The following is a 16,330-nucleotide window of genomic DNA, read 5'->3' on the forward strand; positions in this document are numbered from 1 at the left end:
GTGCTCGAGGCTATCGAGCCTCGGCGGTGCCGCCGTCCGCGCCGGGCCGGCGCAGCAGCTGCACGAACATGGCGTCCGTGCCGTCGCGGTGCGGCCACAGCTGCGCCGCGGCGCCCGTGCCGCCGAGGGCGACGCCCGGAGCGAGCCGGGCGAGCACCGCGCGCGTGTCGACGGGGTCCGCGCCGTCGACGACGGCGCCCTGGACGATCGCGCGCGTCTCGGCGAGGTGCGGGGAGCACGTGACGTAGGCGACGAGGCCGCCGGGGCGCACGGCGCGCAACGCCGCGCGCAGCAGCTCCGACTGCAGGCGCGCGAGCTCGGGCACGTCGCTCGGCTGCTTGCGCCAGCGCGCCTCGGGGCGGCGCCGCAGCGCGCCGAGGCCCGTGCAGGGCGCGTCGAGCAGGATGCGGTCGTAGACGCCGTCGACGTCGGCGTAGCGTCGTCCGTCGCCGACGGCGACCTCGACGGTCGGATCGACGGCGCGCAGCGCCTGGCGCACGAGGCCGGCACGCGTGGGCACGAGCTCGTTCGCCTCGAGCCGGGCGCCGTGCATCCGCGCCTCGGCGGCGAGCAGCGCCGCCTTGCCGCCCGGTCCTGCGCACAGGTCGAGCCAGCGCTCCCCCGCGACGACGGGCTCGGCGCGCGTGAGGGCGAGCGCCGCGAGCTGGCTGCCCGCGTCCTGCACGCGCGCGCGTCCCTCGCGCACCGCCGGCACGAGCGTCGGGTCGCCGGACGGCGCGAGCCTGCCCAGCGGCGAGGCCGTGGGCTCGTCGCCGAGCTCCTCCGGCTCGGCGAGCCCGGGCAGCGCGACGAGCTGCACGCGCGGCGCGTCGTTGTCGGCCGCGAGCAGCGCGGGCAGCTCGTCGCCGGCGTCCTCCGCCTCGAGCGCCCGGCGCATCGCGCGCAGCACCCACGTGGGATGTCCCGTGCGCAGCGCGAGCGCGTCGTCGTCGGACATCGTCCGGGCGAGCGCGTCGACCTGCGCGTCGACGGGCGTCGCCGCGACGCGGCGCAGCACGGCGTTCGCGAAGCCGCGCCGGCCGCGATGGTCGCCGAGCAGCTCGATCGACTCGTGGACGGCAGCGTGCGCGGGCACGCGCATCCGCGCGAGCTGCTGCACCGCGATGCGCAGCACCGAGCGGGTCGTCGGGTCGATCTCGCCGATCGGTCGGCCCGCCGCGGCGGCGATGACGGCGTCGAGCTGCCCCTGCCAGCGCAGCGTGCCGTAGGCGAGATCGGTGGCGAAGCCGGCGTCCTGCGCGTCGAGCCGTGCCTCGCGGATCCGCGCGGGCAGCAGGAGGTTCGCGTACGCGTCGTCCATGTCGACGGCGTGCACGACCTCCTGCGCGACGCGCCGGGCGCTCGGCCGCTCGGTCGTGCGACGCCGCTGCGGCTGCCTCGTCGATCGGCGATCAGGCATCGAGCACGACCTCTCCCCCGCGTCCGCGCAGCCAGTCGGCCGCGCGCATCGCCTGCCTGCCCGCCGGCTGCACCTCGCCGAGCGCGAGGGCGGCCGTCGCCGTGCCGAGCACGGCATCCTTGCCGACCAGCCGGGCGGTGCCGGCGGGCAGCGGGTCGGCGGCGCTGCGCGTCAGGGCGAGCACCTTGACGCGCTCGCCGCCGAGCAGCACGTGCGCGCCCGGCTCGGGCGTGACGCCGCGGAACCGGTCGAGCACGGCGGGTGCAGGCTCGTCGAGGCGCAGCAGCCCGTCGGCGAGGGCCAGCTTCGGCGCGAAGGACGGCTCGCCGACCTGCGGCTCGAACGTCGCGGTGCCGACCTCGATCGCGTCGACGGCGTCGACGAGCACGTCGGCGCCGGACGCGGCGAGCGTCTCGAGCAGCTCGCCCGCCGTCGCGAGCGGCGGCACGGGCGAGGCGACCATCCGCACGATCGGTCCGGCGTCGAGCTCCGGCACGAGCCGGAAGACGCTCACGCCCGTCTCGTCCTCGCCCGCCATGAGCGCGCGCTGCACGGGCGCCGCGCCGCGGTAGGCGGGCAGCAGCGAGAAGTGCAGGTTGATCCAGCCGTGCGCGGGCGTCGACAGCAGCGGCTCGCGCACGAGGCCGCCGTACGCGACGACGACGCCGAGCTCCGCGCCGACGCCGGCGATCGCCTCGGCCGCCGCGGCGTCGAGCCGATCGGCCTCGAGCACGGTCAGACCGAGCCGCTCGGCCGCCGCGGCCACCGGGGTCGGAGTCACGACGCGCCTGCGCCCCTGCGGCGAGGCGCCGCGCGTGACGACGAGCGCGACCTCGTGCCGGCGCGCGAGCGCCTCGAGGCTCGGCACGGCGGCGGCCGGGCTCCCGGCGAAGACGATGCGCATCAGATCCCCTCGAACGGCTCGTGGTCGTCGACGTGCACGCGCACGGGAGCGCCCTTCGCGACGCGCGAGCGCGACTGCGTCGCGGCACGCACGATCTCGGCGCGCAGCGCGTGCGCGACGTCGACGCCCGCTCCGTAGTCGAAGCGGACCATCGACCGTACCGCGCCGTCGCCGACGTCGACGGGCCCGAGCGCATCCGTCGCACCGATGTCGCCGACGGCGCGCACGACGCGTTCGACCTCGTCGGGTCCGCCGACGACGGAGGCGACGCGCACGGCCGGCGGGAAGCGCAGCGCGCGTCGATCCGCGAGCTCGGCCGCGGCGAACGCCGCGGGATCCCGCGCCGTCATGGCGGTCGCGATGCGTCCGACCGCGCCCGTCAGCACGATCGACGCGTCGTCGCGTGCGAGCGCCCGCGCGGTCGACCAGGCGCGGACGGCGTCCTCCGCGACGCGCAGGCTCTCGCGGGCGAGGATGCGCTCGCCGTCGAGCAGCAGCACGGCGCGGTATCCGCCCGCCGCGACGGGCTCCGCGCCGCGCGTCGCGACGACGAGCATGGGCCGGTCGTCGACCTCGAGCCGCTCGTGCTGGCCGTCCGCGACGACGACCGGCACGTTCGGGAACGCGCGACCGAGCTCGTCGGCCGTGCGCACCGAGCCGCGGCCGAGCTCGACGAGCGCACGACCTCCGCACGACGAGCACGCCCATGCCGCGTGCACGGCGCCGCACCACGCGCACGACGGCGAGGCGTCGGCCCGTGCACGCCGGAGCGGGCCCTGGCAGCGACGGCATCGCGCGCGCTCGCCGCAGCGCGCGCACGCGAGCGCCGGAGCGTGGCCCGGCCGCGCGACCTGCACGAGCACGGGTCCGTCCGCGATCGCCTCCTTGGCGACCTGGAACGCGATCGCCGGGATGCGACCCGCCTGGCCGTCCTGCAGCGCCGTCGGGAGCGTGCGAGGCGGCCGGCCGCGCACGACGGGCTCGAGGAAGCCGAGCTCGACGAGGCGCTGGACCTCGGTCGAGCGCGCGTGGCCGGCGAGCACGAGCGCGCAGCCGGACTGCTGCTGCCGCACGAGGGCGACGTCGCGCGTCGTCGCGTACGGCGAGAGCGGCTCGTCGTGCAGCGGGTCGCCGTCCTCCCACACCGCGAGCAGGCCGAGGCTCGCGGCGGGCGCGTACACGGCGCTGCGCGGACCGACGATCGCGATCGGGCCGCCGTCGATCGCGCGCAGGAAGGCGCGGTAGCGATCGGGGTTCGACTGCCGCGCGTCGAGCTCGACGACGCGGTCGCCCACGACCGCCTGCAGCGCGGCGACGAGCTGCCGCTGCTCGCGGTGGTCGGGCACGACGAGGATGGCCTGCTCGCCCCGTGCGAGCGCGTCGCGTGCGAGCCCCGCCAGCTCGACGGCCCATCGGCCCACCCAGCGCGTCGCCGACGCGTCGCCGCCGGGCTCCGCGGCCACGGCGACGACGCCCGGCTCCGAGCGGAGCGCGATCCGGCCGCGGCGCTCGACGAGGCCGGGCAGGATGCTCTCCCCGGGCTCCGGCGGCGCGGGCACGACCGCCTCTCGCTGCAGCCACGCCGTCTCGGGCCGCGCCTGGCGTCCGGGGATCGCGACGCGCAGCACGTCGACGGCCGACCCCGCGGCGCGATCGGCGACGGCGCGCGCCAGCGCCCACACCTCGGGGCGCAGCACGGGCACCGGCGAGAGCATGCGCTCCACGCGGTGCAGCTCGCCGCCGAAGTCGCTCTCGGCGGCCGTCTCGACCACGAAGCCGGGCAGCATGCGTCCGCCGAACGGCACCCGCACGCGCACGCCGGGCACGACATCGTCGTCCGCGCGGAAGTCGAAGAGGCGATCCAGCTGCGGCAGCCGCGACTCGACGACGACGCGCGCGACGCTCATGCCACGCCGGCGGCCTTGCGCAGCGCGTCGACGCGGGGCGTCTGCTCCCACGTGAAGTCGGGCAGCTCGCGGCCGAAGTGGCCGTAGGCGGCGGTCTGCGCGTAGATGGGCCGGCGCAGGTCGAGGTCGCGGATGATGGCCTCGGGTCGCAGGTCGAACACCGCGAGGATCGCCTCGGTGAGCGTGGCGTCGTCGACGGCGCCCGTGCCGAACGAGTCGACGTAGAGGCCGACGGGCGTCGCGCGGCCGATCGCGTAGGCGACCTGCACCTCGACGCGGCGCGCGAGCCTGGCGGCGACGACGTGCTTCGCGACCCAGCGCAGCGCGTACGCCGCCGAGCGGTCGACCTTCGAGGGATCCTTGCCGCTGAAGGCGCCGCCGCCGTGCCGCGCCGCCCCGCCGTAGGTGTCGACGATGATCTTGCGGCCCGTGAGGCCCGCATCGCCCTTGGGACCGCCGACGATGAAGGAGCCGGAGGGGTTCACGAAGATCGTGACGTCGTCATGCGGCAGGCCCAGCTGCGCGAGCACGGGGGCGATGACGTGCTCCTCGACGTCGGCGCGCAGACGGGCCTGGTCGACGTCCTCGGCGTGCTGCGTCGAGACGACGACGGCGTCGACGCGCACCGGCTCGTGGTCGACGTACTCGATCGTGACCTGGGTCTTGCCGTCGGGCCGCAGGTACCCGATCGTGCCGTCGCGGCGCACCGCCGTGAGGCGCTCGGCGAGCCGGTGCGCCGCCCACGCCGTCGCGGGCATGAGCGTCGGCGTCTCGTCGGTGGCGTAGCCGAACATGATGCCCTGGTCGCCGGCGCCCAGCTGCGACAGCGCATCCGTCTCGCCGCCGCGCGCCTCGAGCCCCGTGTCGACGCCCGTGGCGATCTCGAGCGACTGCTCGCCGATCGACACCGTGACGCCGCACGAGTTGCCGTCGAAGGACACCTGGGACGAGTCGTAGCCGATCGCGACGATCGTGTCGCGCACGAGCTTCGGGATCTCGACGTAGCCCTCGGTGCGCACCTCGCCCGCCACGTGCACGAGCCCCGTCGTCACGAGCGTCTCGACCGCGACGCGCGACTGGGCGTCCTGCGCGAGCATCGCGTCGAGGATGCGATCCGAGATCTGGTCGCAGATCTTGTCGGGATGCCCCTCGGTGACGGACTCGGACGTGAACAGCCGGGAGGTCATGCGTGCTCCTGCAGGGTGGATCGGACGGTGTCGAGGATGGCATCGGCCACCGACGCCTTGGCGCCGGCGGCCGTCGCGACGACGCCCGAGGCGTCGAGGATCTCGACCGCGGTGTCGACGTCGCCGAAGCCCAGGTCCACGCCGACCTGGTTCAGCACGAGCAGGTCGCAGCCCTTGCGCGCGAGCTTCGCCTGCGCGATCGCACGGCGCTCGTCGGCATCCGGCTCCGTCTCGGCGGCGAACCCCACGACGACGCCGCGCGGCGCGCGCGCCGAGAGCTCGGCGAGCACGTCGGGGTTCTGCGTCAGGCGGAGCGTGGGCTCCGCGCCCCACGCCTCCTTCTTCAGCTTCGCGTCGCTGACCTCGGCGACGCGGTAGTCGGCGACGGCGGCCGCCATGATCGTGGCGTGCGCGTCGCGGCTCGCCAGCAGCATCGCGTCGCGCAGCTGCGCCGTCGTCGAGACCTCGACGAGGCGCACGCCGGTCGGTGCGGGCACCTGCAGGTTCGCGCCCACGAGGGTCACGTCCGCGCCACGCGCCGCGGCGCGTGCGGCGAGCGCCACGCCATGCGCACCCGACGAGCGGTTGCCGAGGAATCGCACGGGATCGATCGGCTCGCGGGTGCCGCCCGCGCTGATCGCGATGCGCATGCCGGCGAGGTCGCGCGCCGGGGCGACGACCGCGTAGGCCGCCTCGACGACGTCGTCGGGCTCGACCATGCGGCCCGGGCCGGAGTCCGGACCCGTGAGCGGTCCGTCCGCCGGGCCGACGATCGTGACGCCGCGCTCGCGCAGCGTGGCCACGTTCGCCTGCGTCGCCGGATTGCGCCACATCTCGGTGTGCATCGCGGGCGCGAGGACGAGCGGCGCCTCGGAGGCGAGGATCGTCGTGCCGAGGAGGTCGTCGGCGATGCCGTGCGCGATGCGCGCGATCGTCGACGCCGTCGCGGGCAGCACCACGACGAGGTCGGCGGACTGCCCGAGGGCGACGTGCCGCACCTCGGCGACGTCGTCGAAGAGGTCGGTCGTCACCGGGTTGCGGCTGAGCGCCTCGAAGGTCGGGATCCCGACGAACCGCACGGCTGCAGCCGTGGGCACGACGTGGACGTCGTGCCCGTCCCTCACGAGTCGCCGGATCGCGTGGGCGGCCTTGTAGGCCGCGATCCCGCCGGCGACGCCGACGACGACGCGCACTACGCCGAGGGCTGCGCGGGCTTGAGGAGGAGCTTGTCCTCGTGGATCTCGTGGAGCGCCACCGACAGCGGCTTGTCCTCGAGCGTCGAGTCGACGAGCGGCCCGACGTTGTCGAACATGCTGCCCTCGTGGAGGTCGGTGTAGTAGTCGTTGATCTGGCGCGCGCGCTTGGCGGCGAAGATCACGAGCTGGTACTTCGAGTCGACCTTCGACAGCAGGTCGTCGATCGGCGGGTTGATGATGCCCTTGTCGGCCATGGGGTCTCCTCGAGAGGTCGGGCTGGTGGAGGCGTGCGCGCTCGAGCCTCGTGGAGAGACGGCGCAGTGGAACAGTCTAGCGCCCGATGAGCGCGACGACCTCGGCGGCGGCCTCGGCCACGTCGCGGTTCACGACGACGGCGTCGAACTCGTCCTGGCTCGCGAGCTCGACCTCGGCGGTCGCGAGGCGGCGGTCGCGCTCCTCGGCGTCCTCCGTGCCGCGTCCGACGAGCCGGCGCACGAGCTCGTCCCACGACGGCGGCGCGAGGAAGACGAGCAGCGCCTCGGGCATGCGCTCGCGGATCTGCCGCGCGCCCTGCAGGTCGATCTCGAGCAGCACGGAGTCGCCGGTGTCGAGCACGGCCTGCACCTGCGCGCGCGGCGTGCCGTAGCGGTGGGAGTTGTGCACCTTCGCCCACTCGAGGAACGCGTCCTCGGCGAGGGCCTCGTCGAACTCGGCGTCCGAGACGAACGTGTAGTGCACGCCGTCGATCTCGCCCGGGCGCGGCGCGCGCGTCGTCCACGACACCGAGTGGCGGATCCACGGGTAGTGGTCGCGCACGTGCTGCGCCACGGTGCCCTTGCCGACGGCGGTCGGACCCGCGAGCACGATGAGCCTCGCGGGGGCCGGGTCGACGTCGAGCCACTCGCGCAGGCGCTCGCGCTGCCGCGAGCCGAGGCCGCCCACGCGCTTGCGCGGCGAGATCTCGAGGCGCTCGAGCACGCGCCCCATGCGGTGCCGGCCGATGCCGGGGATGGCGTCGACGAGCTCCGTCACGCGCATGCCGGCCTCGACGGAGCCGGGGTGCTCCCACGCGTGCTCGGCGACCTCGAGCGCCGTGCGCTCGCGGGCGTGGATGGCGCGCTTCACCTCGGCGCGGGCGCGGCGTGCGCGGAGGGCGGCCTCCGCCCCGAGCGCGGGATCGAGCGTCATCGCGCCTCCTCCACGGCGGCGTCGATCGCGGCGGCGACCCCGTCGCGCGCCGCGGTGACCGCGCGCGACGTGCTCGCGAGCACGATCGTCCCCTCCGGATAGAGCGACCGGAGCTCGGAGAGCCTCGCGCCCTGATGGCCGAAGCCGGGCGCCAGGACGGGCGTCGACGGCGTCAGCGTGACGCCGAGGTCGGCGGCGACGACCGTCGCGCCGACGACGAGGCCGACCGCGCCGACGGCGCCGGGGGCGTGCTCGGCGTTCCAGGCGTCGACGCCGCGAGCGATCGAGGCGGCCACGGACTCCCCCGACGCGTCGGCACGCGACTGCAGGCCCGCACCCTCGGGGTTGGACGTCGCGCAGAGCACGAAGACGCCCTTGCCGTGCCGCTCGGCGAGCGCCAGCGCAGGCTCGAGCGAGCCGAGGCCCAGGTACGGCGAGGCCGTCACGGCGTCCGCCTCGAGGGGCGCGCCGGGCGTGAGCCACGCCTGCGCGTACGCATCCATCGTCGAGTCGAGGTCGCCGCGCTTCGCGTCGGCGAGCACGAGGAGGCCGCGCTCGCGCGCGACGCGCATGACGTGCTCGAGCGCCACGAGCCCCGCCGAGCCGTGCCGCTCGAAGAACGCGACCTGGGGCTTCACGACCGCGACGCGGTCCGCGGCGGCCTCGACGACCTCGAGGCCGAACGCCTCGGCGCCCGCGGCCGTGTCCGGCAGGCCCCACGCCTCCAGCAGATGCGCGTGCGGGTCGATCCCGACGCACACCGGGCCGCGGTCCGCGACCGCAGCGGCGAGGCGCGCGCCGAACGTCATGCCGTCCTCCTGGCGTGGTACTCCTGCAGGCTCGTGACCTCGAAGGGCGCGCGCGCCGCCTCGATCGCCGCCACGGCGGCGCCGAGCTGCGACACGGTCGTGAAGAGCGCCTTGTCGGCGCCGACCGTCGCCGCCCGGATCTCGTAGCCGTCGAGGCGCGCGGCGGGGCCCGTCGGCGTGTTGATGACGATGTCGACCTCGCCGCGGTGGATCGCACCCACGATCGACGCGTCGACGCCGACCTCGTTGTGCTTCGCGATCGTCTCCACCTCGATGCCGTTGCGCGCGAGGATCTCCGCGGTGCCCTCGGTGGCGAGCACGCGGAAGCCCAGCTGCCGCAGGCGATGGATCGGCAGCACCGCCTGGCGCTTGTCGCGGTCCGACAGCGACACGAAGACCGTGCCCGTCGTCGGCAGCCCGCCGTAGGCGGCGACCTGGCTCTTCGCGAACGCGCGCGGGAAGTCGCGGTCGATGCCCATGACCTCGCCCGTCGAGCGCATCTCGGGGCCGAGGAGGCTGTCGACGAGCTCGCCGTCACGGGTGCGGAAGCGGCGGAACGGCAGCACGGCCTCCTTCACCGCGACCGGCGCGTCGAGCGGCAGGCTCGAGCCGTCGCGCTCGGGCAGCGTGCCGTCGGCGCGCAGCTCGGCGATCGACCTGCCGGCCATGACGAGCGCGTTCGCCTTCGCGATCGGCGAGCCGAGCGCCTTCGCGACGAACGGCACGGTGCGGCTCGCGCGCGGGTTCGCCTCGATGACGTGGAGGCGGCCGGCCGAGAACGCGAACTGCACGTTGAGCGGACCGCGCACGTCGAGGCCGCGCGCGATGGCGAGCGTCGCATCCCGCACCTCGTCGATCTGCGAACGTCCGAGGCCCACGGGCGGCAGCGTGCACGACGAGTCGCCCGAGTGGATGCCGGCCTCCTCGATGTGCTCGAGGATGCCGCCGACGTACAGCTCGGTGCCGTCGTACACGGCGTCGACGTCGATCTCGATCGCATCGTCGAGGAAGTGGTCGACGAGCAGCGGCTTGCCCGGGCCGATGATCGCCGTGTCGGCCATGCGGTCGAAGTAGCCGCGCAGCGAGTCGCGGTCGTAGACGATCTCCATGCCGCGGCCGCCGAGGACGAACGAGGGGCGCACGAGCACGGGGTAGCCGATGCGCTCCGCGACCTCGAGCGCGGCCTCCTCGGTCGTCGCGGTGCCGTTGCGGGGCGCGACGAGGCCGGCAGCATCGAGGATCTCCTGGAAGCGCCCGCGCTCCTCCGCCCGGTCGATGGCGTCGGGCTGCGTGCCGAGGATGGGGATGCCCGCGGCCTCGAGGCCGCGTGCGAGTCCGAGCGGCGTCTGGCCGCCGAGCTGCACGATGACGCCCACGAGCTCGCCGGAGGCGGACTCGGCGTGGATGACCTCGAGCACGTCCTCGAGCGTGAGCGGCTCGAAGTACAGCCGGTCGCTCGTGTCGTAGTCCGTCGAGACCGTCTCGGGGTTGCAGTTGACCATGATCGTCTCGTACCCGGCGTCGCGCAGCGCGAACGACGCGTGCACGCACGAGTAGTCGAACTCGATGCCCTGGCCGATGCGGTTCGGTCCCGATCCGAGGATGACGACCTTCCGCCGGTCGGAGGGCACGACCTCGGTCTCCAGGTCGTACGACGAGTAGTGGTACGGCGTGAGCGCCGGGAACTCGCCGCCGCACGTGTCGACGGTCTTGAAGACGGGGCGCAGGCCGATCGCCCAGCGCGCCTGGCGCACCTCGGCCTCGTCGATGCCGCGCAGCTCGGCGATCTGCGCATCCGAGAAGCCGTGCTCCTTCGCGTGCCGCAGCATCTCCTCGTCGAGGGCGGCGGCGGCGCGGATGTCGGCGGCCACCTCCTCCACGAGCACGATCTGGTCGAGGAACCACGGGTCGATCGCCGTCGCCTCGAACGCCTCCTCCACCGTGGCCCCGGCGCGGATGGCCTGCTGCAGCGTCACGAGGCGGCCGTCGGTCGGCGTGCGCGCCGCCTCGAGAAGCGCAGCCTTGTCCCCGACCTCGCCGCGCCAGTGGAACGACGAGCCGCGGCGCTCGATCGAGCGCAGCGCCTTCTGCAGCGCCTGCACGTACGTCCGCCCGATCGCCATCGCCTCGCCGACGGACTTCATGGTCGTCGTGAGGGTGGGGTCGGCGGCGGGGAACTTCTCGAAGGTGAAGCGCGGCACCTTCACGACGACGTAGTCGAGCGTCGGCTCGAACGACGCGGGCGTCACGCCCGTGATGTCGTTGGGGATCTCGTCGAGGCGGTAGCCGATGGCGAGCTTCGCGGCGATCTTCGCGATCGGGAAGCCCGTCGCCTTCGACGCGAGCGCGCTCGAGCGCGAGACGCGCGGGTTCATCTCGATCACGATGACGCGGCCCGTGGCCGGGTCGACGGCGAACTGCACGTTGCAGCCGCCCGTGTCGACGCCGACGTCGCGGATGATGCGGATGCCGAGGTCGCGCAGCCGCTGGTACTCGCGGTCGGTGAGCGTGAGCGCCGGAGCGACGGTGATGGAGTCGCCCGTGTGCACGCCGACGGGGTCGACGTTCTCGATCGAGCAGATGACGACCGTGTTGTCGGCCGTGTCGCGCATGAGCTCGAGCTCGTACTCCTTCCACCCGAGGATCGACTCCTCGAGCAGCACCTCGCCGATCGTCGACGAGTGGAGGCCGTCGGCGACGAAGCGCCGCAGCTCCTCCTCGTCGTGCGCGAAGCCCGAGCCGAGGCCGCCCATCGTGAACGAGGGGCGGACGACGACCGGGTAGCCGTACTCGTCGGCGAACGCGACCGCCTCGTCGACGGTCTTCGCGATGACGGACGACGCGACGTCGCCGCCCGCGTCGAGCACGAGCTGCTTGAAGAGCTGGCGGTCCTCGGCGCGGTGGATCGCGTCGACGCGCGCGCCGATGAGCTCGACCCCGTGACGCTCGAGGATGCCCTGCTCGTGCAGCGCGATCGCCGCGTTGAGCGCCGTCTGGCCGCCGAGCGTCGGCAGGATCGCGTCCGGACGCTCCTTCACGATGATCGTCTCGAGCACCTCGGGCGTGATGGGCTCGATGTACGTGGCGTCCGCGAAGTCCGGGTCCGTCATGATCGTCGCCGGGTTGGAGTTCAGGAGGATGACGCGGATGCCCTCCTCGCGCAGCACGCGGCACGCCTGGGTGCCGGAGTAGTCGAACTCGGCCGCCTGGCCGATGACGATGGGTCCGGATCCGATCACGAGGACCGACGAGATGTCGTCGCGCTTGGGCATCAGGCGTCCTTCCGCTCGCGCACGAGCTGCGCGAAGCGATCGAAGAGGTACATGGAGTCGTGGGGGCCGGCGGCGGCCTCGGGGTGGTACTGCACGCTGAACGCCGGCAGGTCGAGCGCGCGCAGACCCTCGACGACGCGGTCGTTCAGCGAGTAGTGGCTCACCTCGACGCGGCCGAAGCCCGCGGGACTGTCGACGACCTCGCCGATGGGCGCGTCGACGGCGAAGCCGTGGTTCTGGCTCGTGATCTCGACGGTGCCGGTGGCGACGTCGAGCACGGGTTGGTTGATGCCGCGGTGGCCGAAGGGCAGCTTGTACGTGCCGAAGCCGAGCGCGCGGCCGAGCAGCTGGTTGCCGAAGCAGATGCCGAAGAACGGCAGCCCGGCGCGCAGCAGCGCCTGCAGCAGCTCGACGTACTGGTCGGATGCAGCCGGGTCGCCGGGACCGTTCGAGTAGAACGCGGCGTCGACCCCGAGGGCCAGCACCTCGTCGGCGGTCACGGAGTGCGGCAGCACCGTGAGGTCGAAGCCGTGGTCCTGCAGGTAGCGCAGCGTCGACGTCTTCACGCCGAGGTCGAGCACGGCGAGGTGGCCGACGCGCTCGGCGGTCGCGGGCAGCGTGTACGCCTCGGGCGTCGAGACGACGTCGGCGAGCCGACGGCCGGCCATCGGCGGGCTCTGGAGCACCGCGTCGAGCATCTCGGCGTCGGTGCCGACGGCGTCGCCCGAGAAGATCCCGGCGCGCATGCTGCCCGCATCCCGCAGGCGGCGCGTGAGCGCGCGCGTGTCGATCCCCTGGATGCCGACGATGCCGTCGCGGGTCAGGCGCGCGTCGAGCGACTCGGTCGCGCGCCAGCTCGACACGACGCGGCTCGCCTGGCGCACGGCGTAGCCGGCGACCCAGATGCGTCGCGACTCGGGGTCCTCGTCGTTCACGCCGGTGTTGCCGATCTGCGGCGCGGTCTGGACGACGATCTGGCCCGCGTACGACGGGTCGGTGATCGTCTCCTGGTAGCCGGTCATGCCGGTGGCGAAGACGGCCTCGCCGAGCGTGCGGCCGATGGCGCCGTAGGCGCGGCCCCGGTAGATGGTGCCGTCCTCCAGCACGAGGTGGGCGATGGTCATGCTGCAGCTCCTGAAGCGGTCGGATGCGGCTGGATGTCGCGGATGGCGGCGAGCACGGGTGCGTCGTCGCCGGTCACGCGGAGGTAGGTGTCGAGGTCGCGGGCGCCGAGGCGCCACGTGACCTTGAGGAGCCCGCCGGGCTCGACGACGCGATCGATCGTCCAGGTCGCGCGCTCGACGCCGAGCAGGTCGGTGGTCGGCACGAGCACGGCGGTGCCCGGCAGGTCGAGCACGACGCCCGCGGGGCCGACGGCCACGCGGCCGCGGGCGCGGAAGCCGAGGCCGTGCACCGCGACGCGGTCGTACGGGTCGCCGGCCGTCGTCGTGGCGACGTAGAGGATGGGCGCGTCGAGCACGGCCTCGAAGCCCTCGGGCGAGCGCGGCGCGACGAGGTCGCGATGGCGTCGTCGACGCGCGCGCCAGCCGAGGACGCCTGCGGCGAGCAGGACGACGACGAGGGCCGCGCTCAGGAGGATGAAGGTCTCGTAGCTCATGCGACCACTCCATCCTGCACCGTCGCGCGCCCGCGGTAGACGGTGTGGACGACGCGGCCGGGCAGCGTACGGCCGAGGAACGGCGAGTTCGTCGAGCGCCCGTGGAGGTGCTCGAGGTCGACGGGCGTCGAGCCGTGCGGGTCGACGAGCGCGAGGTGCGCGGGGGCGCCGACCTCGATCGCGCCGCCGAAGCCCTCGAGCCGGCCGATGCGCGCCGGCGCGCTCGCCATGACGCGTGCGACGCCTGCCCAGTCGAGGAGCCCCGTGTCGACCATCGCCTCCTGCACGACGGCGAGGGCGGTCTCGAGGCCGACCATGCCCATGGCCGCGTCGGCCCATGCCGCGCGCTTCGCCTCCATCGGGTGCGGTGCGTGGTCGGTGGCGACGACGTCGATCGTGCCGTCGGCCAGCGCGGCGCGCAGTGCCTCGACGTCGGATGCGGCGCGCAGCGGCGGGTTCACCTTGAAGCGCGCGTCGTAGCCGCGCACCTCCTCCTCGGTGAGCACGAGGTGGTGCGGCGTGACCTCCGCCGTGACGCGGATGCCGCGCGCCTTCGCCCAGCGCAGGACGTCGACCGTCTCGGCCGTCGAGACGTGGCACACGTGCAGGCGTGCGCCCGTCGCCTCGGCGAGCAGCACGTCGCGTGCGACGATCGACGACTCGGCGACCGACGGCCAGCCCGCGAGGCCGAGCTCGCCGGAGAGCGGCGACTCGTGCATCTGCGCGCCGACGGTGAGCGCCGGCTCCTGCGCGTGCTGCGCGATGACGCCGTCGAAGGGCGCGACGTACTCGAGCGCGCGGCGCATGAGCTGCGCGTCGTGCACGCAGTGCCCGTCGTCCGAGAAGACGCGCACCTGCGCGGCGGAGCGAGCCATCATGCCGAGGTCCGCGAGGCGCTCTCCTGCGAGGCCGACGGTGACGGCGCCGATGGGCTGCACGTGCGCGAGCCCCGCGCGCCTGCCGAGCTCGGCGACCTGCTCGACGACGGCGACGGTGTCGGCGACCGGCTTCGTGTTCGCCATGGCGAAGACGGCCGCGTAGCCGCCGGCGGCTGCGGCGCGCACGCCGGTCGCGACCGTCTCCGACTGCTCGAAGCCCGGCTCGCGCAGGTGCGTGTGGAGGTCGACGAGCCCGGGCAGGGCGACGAGCCCGTCCGCGTCGAGCACCGTCGCGTCAGCTGGCGCCGACGCCGTGCCGATGGCCGTGACGACGCCGTCCTCGATGGTGAGGTCGGCGGCGTCGAGCCCGAGGATGCGCGCTCCGCGCACGACGAGGGTGGTCACGACTGGGTCCTTCCTGCCAGGAGTCGGTAGAGCACGGCCATGCGCACCGACACGCCGGCGCGCACCTGCTCGAGCACGAGCGAGGCGGCGGCGTCGGCGGCGACCGACGAGATCTCGAGGCCGCGGTTCATGGGCCCGGGATGCATGACGAGGGTCTCGCCCCCGAGGCGCGCGAAGCGCTCGGCCGTCAGCGACCAGCCACCGACGTACTCGCCCGCGCTGGGCACGAAGGCGCCCGTCTGCCGCTCGAGCTGCACGCGCAGCATCATGAGCGCGTCGGGACGATCGTCGACGACGGCGTCGAGGTCGGTCGTGTGGTGCACGTCCCAGGCGTCGATGCCGGGCGGCAGCATCGAGGGCGGCCCGACGATCGTCACCTCGGCCCCGAGCGCCGGCAGCAGCAGGGCGTTCGAGCGCGCGACGCGGCTGTGCAGCACGTCGCCGGCGATCGCGACGCGCACGCCGTCGAGACCCTTCCCGCGCGACGCGTCGCCGTGGATGCGTCGGCGCAGCGCGAAGGCGTCGAGCAGCGCCTGCGTCGGGTGCTCGTGCGTGCCGTCGCCGGCGTTGACGATCGGCTGCGGGACCCACGAGGCGACGAGCTGCGGTGCTCCCGAGGCGCCGTGCCGCATGACGATGCCGTCGACGCCCATCGCCGCGATGGTCGTGACGGTGTCGCGCAGATCCTCGCCCTTCGACACGCTCGAGCCCTTGCCGGAGACGTTGATGACGTCGGCGGAGAGCCACTTGCCGGCGATCTCGAAGGACGAGCGCGTGCGGGTGGAGTCCTCGAAGAAGAGGTTCACGACCGTGCGGCCCCGCAGCGCCGGCAGCTTCTTCTGGTCGCGGTCATGGATCTGGTCCATGTCCTCGGCGATGTCGAGGAGCGCGATCGCGTCGTCGCGCTCGAGCGCCGCGGTGAGCAGTCCCGTCATCGTCCGCTGCCCTCCTGGATCGTCACGGCGTCCTGGCCGTCGACCTCGGCGAGCAGGATCGAGACGTGCTCGCTCGCTGCGCTCGGCAGGTTCTTGCCGACGTAGTCGGCGCGGATCGGCAGCTGTCGGTGCCCGCGGTCGACGAGCACGGCGAGGCGGACGGCGGCGGGCCGGCCGAGGTCCGCGAGCGCGTCGAGGGCTGCGCGGATCGTGCGGCCCGAGTAGAGCACGTCGTCGACGAGCACCACGGTCTGGCCGTCGATCCCGGACTCGGGGATGCGGGTGGGCTGCGTGGGCCGAGCGCCCGTGCGGGCGAGGTCGTCGCGGTGCATCGTCACGTCGAGCGCACCCGTCCGCGCGGCGAAGTCGGTGCCGGTGATCTCGCCGAGGCGGGCGCCGATGCGGTCGGCGAGGAGGGCGCCTCGCGTCGGGATGCCGAGGATCACGAGGGACTCGGACCCGCGGTTGGCCTCGAGGATCTCGTGAGCGATGCGCGTGAGCGCGCGGGCGATGTCCGCCTCCTGCAGCACGGTGCGCGCAGGCATGCAGACCCCCTTCCTGCCTCTCAGGGCGTCGCGGCCGTCTCGCAGGACGGCACGAAAGGTTGTCGG

The 16,330-nt window shown here is 74.3% G+C and carries 14 protein-coding genes; all 14 read right to left on the bottom strand.

Going from position 1 to position 16,330, the window contains the following annotated elements; translation table 11 throughout:
- Window positions 1–10: 10 nt before the first annotated feature.
- On the bottom strand, window positions 11–1,420 hold the full coding sequence (locus C1N71_RS07560) for an RsmB/NOP family class I SAM-dependent RNA methyltransferase (RefSeq protein ID WP_137755830.1): 1,410 nt from the start codon (window positions 1,418–1,420) through the stop codon (window positions 11–13).
- Complete coding sequence (locus C1N71_RS07565) at window positions 1,413–2,324, bottom strand: methionyl-tRNA formyltransferase (protein ID WP_137755831.1); 912 nt, start codon at window positions 2,322–2,324, stop codon at window positions 1,413–1,415. The genes C1N71_RS07560 and C1N71_RS07565 overlap by 8 nt, the downstream gene beginning before the upstream one ends.
- On the bottom strand, window positions 2,324–4,231 hold the full coding sequence (locus C1N71_RS07570; RefSeq protein ID WP_137755832.1) for a primosomal protein N': 1,908 nt from the start codon (window positions 4,229–4,231) through the stop codon (window positions 2,324–2,326). The genes C1N71_RS07565 and C1N71_RS07570 overlap by 1 nt, the downstream gene beginning before the upstream one ends.
- Window positions 4,228–5,418, bottom strand: a complete 1,191-nt coding sequence (metK, locus tag C1N71_RS07575) for a methionine adenosyltransferase (protein ID WP_137755833.1) — start codon at window positions 5,416–5,418, stop codon at window positions 4,228–4,230. Before metK ends, C1N71_RS07570 begins: the two co-directional genes overlap by 4 nt.
- On the bottom strand, window positions 5,415–6,611 hold the full coding sequence (gene coaBC / locus C1N71_RS07580; RefSeq protein WP_137755834.1) for a bifunctional phosphopantothenoylcysteine decarboxylase/phosphopantothenate--cysteine ligase CoaBC: 1,197 nt from the start codon (window positions 6,609–6,611) through the stop codon (window positions 5,415–5,417). The genes metK and coaBC overlap by 4 nt, the downstream gene beginning before the upstream one ends.
- Window positions 6,611–6,868: a DNA-directed RNA polymerase subunit omega gene (rpoZ, locus tag C1N71_RS07585; RefSeq protein WP_137755835.1), complete on the bottom strand. Its 258-nt coding sequence runs from the start codon at window positions 6,866–6,868 to the stop codon at window positions 6,611–6,613. Before rpoZ ends, coaBC begins: the two co-directional genes overlap by 1 nt.
- Window positions 6,869–6,944: 76 nt before the next feature.
- Window positions 6,945–7,802 carry a guanylate kinase gene (gene gmk, locus C1N71_RS07590; RefSeq protein WP_137755836.1) on the bottom strand — a complete coding sequence of 286 codons (858 nt, stop codon included), beginning with the start codon at window positions 7,800–7,802 and terminating at the stop codon, window positions 6,945–6,947.
- Window positions 7,799–8,611: an orotidine-5'-phosphate decarboxylase gene (gene pyrF / locus C1N71_RS07595; RefSeq protein ID WP_137755837.1), complete on the bottom strand. Its 813-nt coding sequence runs from the start codon at window positions 8,609–8,611 to the stop codon at window positions 7,799–7,801. Before pyrF ends, gmk begins: the two co-directional genes overlap by 4 nt.
- Window positions 8,608–11,883: a carbamoyl-phosphate synthase large subunit gene (gene carB, locus C1N71_RS07600; RefSeq protein ID WP_137755838.1), complete on the bottom strand. Its 3,276-nt coding sequence runs from the start codon at window positions 11,881–11,883 to the stop codon at window positions 8,608–8,610. The genes pyrF and carB overlap by 4 nt, the downstream gene beginning before the upstream one ends.
- Window positions 11,883–13,007: a glutamine-hydrolyzing carbamoyl-phosphate synthase small subunit gene (gene carA / locus C1N71_RS07605; protein WP_137755839.1), complete on the bottom strand. Its 1,125-nt coding sequence runs from the start codon at window positions 13,005–13,007 to the stop codon at window positions 11,883–11,885. The genes carB and carA overlap by 1 nt, the downstream gene beginning before the upstream one ends.
- On the bottom strand, window positions 13,004–13,501 hold the full coding sequence (locus tag C1N71_RS07610) for a PH-like domain-containing protein (protein WP_137755840.1): 498 nt from the start codon (window positions 13,499–13,501) through the stop codon (window positions 13,004–13,006). The genes carA and C1N71_RS07610 overlap by 4 nt, the downstream gene beginning before the upstream one ends.
- Window positions 13,498–14,784: a dihydroorotase gene (locus C1N71_RS07615; RefSeq protein WP_137755841.1), complete on the bottom strand. Its 1,287-nt coding sequence runs from the start codon at window positions 14,782–14,784 to the stop codon at window positions 13,498–13,500. Before C1N71_RS07615 ends, C1N71_RS07610 begins: the two co-directional genes overlap by 4 nt.
- The gene (locus C1N71_RS07620; protein WP_137755842.1) at window positions 14,781–15,719 is read right to left on the bottom strand and encodes an aspartate carbamoyltransferase catalytic subunit; all 939 of its coding nucleotides are present in this window, start codon (window positions 15,717–15,719) and stop codon (window positions 14,781–14,783) included. Before C1N71_RS07620 ends, C1N71_RS07615 begins: the two co-directional genes overlap by 4 nt.
- Entirely contained in the window at window positions 15,716–16,264 is a 549-nt protein-coding gene (gene pyrR / locus C1N71_RS07625) for a bifunctional pyr operon transcriptional regulator/uracil phosphoribosyltransferase PyrR (protein WP_137755843.1), read from the bottom strand. Before pyrR ends, C1N71_RS07620 begins: the two co-directional genes overlap by 4 nt.
- Between the last annotated feature and the right edge of the window lie 66 nt (window positions 16,265–16,330).

The sequence above is a fragment of the Agrococcus sp. SGAir0287 genome (assembly GCF_005484985.1).
Taxonomy (GTDB): Bacteria; Actinomycetota; Actinomycetes; order Actinomycetales; family Microbacteriaceae; genus Agrococcus.

Coding starts and splice junctions, on each gene's coding strand:
- C1N71_RS07570 (WP_137755832.1), bottom strand. CDS start 4,231: ATGAGCGTCGCGCGCGTCGTCGTCGAGTCGCGGCTGCCGCAGCTGGAT.
- C1N71_RS07610 (WP_137755840.1), bottom strand. CDS start 13,501: ATGAGCTACGAGACCTTCATCCTCCTGAGCGCGGCCCTCGTCGTCGTC.
- pyrF (WP_137755837.1), bottom strand. CDS start 8,611: ATGACGTTCGGCGCGCGCCTCGCCGCTGCGGTCGCGGACCGCGGCCCG.
- gmk (WP_137755836.1), bottom strand. CDS start 7,802: ATGACGCTCGATCCCGCGCTCGGGGCGGAGGCCGCCCTCCGCGCACGC.
- C1N71_RS07560 (WP_137755830.1), bottom strand. CDS start 1,420: ATGCCTGATCGCCGATCGACGAGGCAGCCGCAGCGGCGTCGCACGACC.
- pyrR (WP_137755843.1), bottom strand. CDS start 16,264: ATGCCTGCGCGCACCGTGCTGCAGGAGGCGGACATCGCCCGCGCGCTC.
- rpoZ (WP_137755835.1), bottom strand. CDS start 6,868: ATGGCCGACAAGGGCATCATCAACCCGCCGATCGACGACCTGCTGTCG.
- carB (WP_137755838.1), bottom strand. CDS start 11,883: ATGCCCAAGCGCGACGACATCTCGTCGGTCCTCGTGATCGGATCCGGA.
- metK (WP_137755833.1), bottom strand. CDS start 5,418: ATGACCTCCCGGCTGTTCACGTCCGAGTCCGTCACCGAGGGGCATCCC.
- C1N71_RS07565 (WP_137755831.1), bottom strand. CDS start 2,324: ATGCGCATCGTCTTCGCCGGGAGCCCGGCCGCCGCCGTGCCGAGCCTC.
- C1N71_RS07620 (WP_137755842.1), bottom strand. CDS start 15,719: ATGACGGGACTGCTCACCGCGGCGCTCGAGCGCGACGACGCGATCGCG.
- carA (WP_137755839.1), bottom strand. CDS start 13,007: ATGACCATCGCCCACCTCGTGCTGGAGGACGGCACCATCTACCGGGGC.